This window comes from Mycobacterium sp. (assembly GCF_032162105.1).
In the GTDB taxonomy this organism is placed as follows: domain Bacteria; phylum Actinomycetota; class Actinomycetes; order Mycobacteriales; family Mycobacteriaceae; genus Mycobacterium.
The window spans coordinates 1-2,942 of record NZ_JAVRPS010000623.1 but is presented as its reverse complement, the minus strand read 5'-3'; the positions used below and the strand labels follow the sequence as shown (position 1 = coordinate 2,942).

Below are 2,942 nucleotides of genomic sequence, written 5' to 3'. Positions count from 1 at the left end.
GGCCAGCGACAGCGACGGCACCCGCCGGATGACCTCGCCGGCGACGCCGATCGGTTCACGGCTCGTGGTGAGAAACGTCAGGCGCGGACACCCGCCCAACAGACCGTCGATGAGCGCAGCGCTGGCGTCGAGCAGATGTTCGCAGTTGTCCAACACGATCAGAATCTGATGGTCGCCGACGAAGCCGACCAGGGTGTCCGTCGTGGAACGTCCGGGCTGATCGGACAGGCCCAGCGCGCGGGCCACCGTGGTGGCCATCAGGGCCGGGTCGGTGATCGGTGCGAGGTCGACGTACCACAATCCGTCGGGAAAATCCGACACTGCCTGTGCGGCAACCTGAATCGCCAGCCGGGTCTTGCCCACACCACCTGCCCCGGTCAGAGTGACCAGCCGATTCCCGCTAAGAGTGGTCAGGAGGTCGTTCACCTGCTCGCCGCGGCCCACGAAGGTCGTCAACGGCACCGGAAGATGGTCCGCGGAAACCTTCGTGCGTGTCCGTAGCGGCGGGAAATCGGTCGTCAGATCGGGATGGCACAGCTGCATCACCCGTTCCGGACGCGGAAGATCACGCAACGCATGCGTGCCCAAATCCCGCAGCCAGGCATGGGTCGGCAGACGATCAATCACGACATCGGCCGTGGTGCCCGACACGACGGTCTGCCCGCCGTGCGCGAGGTCGCGCAGCCGTGCCGTGCGATTGATTGTCGGGCCCGCATAGTTGCCCTCATCGCGAAGCAGAACATCGCCGGTGTGCAGGCCGATCCTCAACCGGATCGGTGCCAGCGGTGCCTGCTGTAACGCCAACGCACACTCGATCGCATCGCCGGCGCGTGCGAACGCCGCCACGAAGCTGTCGCCCTCGCCCTGCTCGACCGGCCGAACCCCGCCGTGAACGGTCACCACCTCGGACACCGTGCGATCAAGCACCGCCACCGCGGCCGCCATCGCGTCGGGCTGGTTCTCCCACAGCCGTGTCGAGCCCTCGACGTCAGCCAACAGCAACGTGACCGTTCCCGTCGGCAGCTGCGCACTCACATCCAGATCGCTCTCGTTGCCAGCCGGCGTCTCCGCACGCGAATCATGTCCGCTCATGCTAGCCAGCATGCCGCCGCAGTGACCCCCGAACATCCGCACATATGCGTATCAGCGCTACCGCGTTCGGCGGACACATCTACGACCCTCACCGCACGCATCTACGACCTCTGGCCGATGATCCGGCGCGCGCTGGGCCTCATCGTCGAACTGACACACCGGCAAGGAGCCCAACGTGACCATCAACATCGGCCCCACCCGCTGCCCGAACGTGTTCGACGCCGGGCTGCCGACCCTCGACTACGAGCGTGCCCAGCACCCCGACGAAGCCCACGACATCATCGGCCAAGCGCGAGCGCAGGCACCGATCGCACTCGGACCGCACGGACCAGAACTACTGACCTACGACCTAGTGCGTGCCGTGCTGCGCGACACACGATTTCGGATACCCAAAGGAATGTTTCTGGCCGCCCAAGGCATCACCAGCGGACCACTGTGGGAACGCGTCGCCACCAACCTCATCAGCGTCGACGGCGCAAAACACCACCGGCTGCGCCGACTGGTGTCCAAAGCGTTCACCCCCCGCGCCGCCGCACGACTGCACACAACCATCAGTGACGTCATCACCGAACTCGTCGACCAGCACACCACCCGCGGGCATTGCGAGATCGTCGCCGACATCGCCCGCCAATACCCGATCCCCATCATCTGCGCCCTGCTGGGCGCGCCACCGCAGGACTGGCAGCTCGTCTCGGACTGGGCCGACGACATCTTCAAAGCCTTCAGCTGGAACGCCGCCACGGAAACAGAGGCCATCCTGGCCGCCTGGGAGGCCTTCGACATCTACATCGGCGACATGGTCGCTCACCGGCGCCACACCCTGACCGAGGACCTCATCTCCGAGCTGATCCGCGCCGAAGACGACGGCGACCGCCTCAGCACCGACGAACTACGCATGCTGGTGGCAGCGCTCTTGCTGGGCGGAACCGACACCACCCGCAACCAGCTCGCCGCCGCCGTGCACATCCTGTGTGACCACCCCGACCAGTGGAACCTACTCGCCCAGCACCCCGAACTGACGCCTACAGCGGTCGAGGAGCTCATGCGCCACTCGCCGGTGGCCTTCGTCGCCTTGCGCATCGCCACCGAGGACGTCGACCTCGCCGGAGTGCACATCCCCGCTGGCACACTAGTCTTCGCCAACACCGGTGCCGCCAACCGCGATCCCGCCATCTACCACGACCCCGACCGCCTCGACATCACCCGCGCAGGGGCTGCGTCCATGCTGACCTTCGGCGGCGGACTGCACTACTGCCTGGGCTCTCACCTCGCCCGCCTCGAGCTCACCGACGCGCTGACCGTCATCACCCAGCGAATGCCCCACGCCCGGCGCACCGGCCCCGCCCCGTGGAAGTCGCTGGCTGGGCTAAGCGGGCCCACAACTCTCCCCATTGAATTCGACCCAGGGCGTCCGACAAAGAAATCAAAGCGAGTAACTGTGGTTGCACCAACCGATCGACTCTCACAGGACGCGGATCAGTAGCCGAGATCCAGCCAGCCCTGCATCGACAGGTAGTCCAGTCCTGTGTTCGCCCGTGCCAACGCGGCCCGCGCCGAGTCGACGTCACACTCAGCACTGCCGTACACGGCGACAATCCGCTTGCCCTGGACGACGGTCGTCGTCGAGCCATCGATCTCGACCGACCTACGGCGTAGCGCAGCCTTCGCGCTGTAATCCAGAATGGCCGTACGACCTGCTCAATTGACCACCATCGAAGTCGACGCCTCTCGCCGTCCCCGACCACTGACCTCCACGCTGGAAGCTGCTGCAATGGCAAGGTCAACGGGAAGAGTCTGCGAGGATGACGCACCGCCGCCTCTGGCTAGGGGCGGCCGGTGCGGCGCTGCAG

Annotated in this window: 2 protein-coding genes; one reads left to right on the top strand and one right to left on the bottom strand. The window is 66.1% G+C overall.

Annotation, left to right across the window (positions count from 1 at the left end; genetic code table 11):
* The coding region (locus tag QOC69_RS31665) for an ATP-binding protein (protein WP_526446458.1) at positions 1-1,104 on the bottom strand (1,104 nt) is incomplete at its 3' end.
* A gap of 163 nt (positions 1,105-1,267) precedes the next feature.
* On the opposite strand from QOC69_RS31665, the gene QOC69_RS31660 reads away from it, so the two are divergent.
* Positions 1,268-2,575: a cytochrome P450 gene (locus QOC69_RS31660; protein ID WP_526446457.1), complete on the top strand. Its 1,308-nt coding sequence runs from the start codon at positions 1,268-1,270 to the stop codon at positions 2,573-2,575.
* The last annotated feature ends 367 nt before the right edge of the window (positions 2,576-2,942 follow it).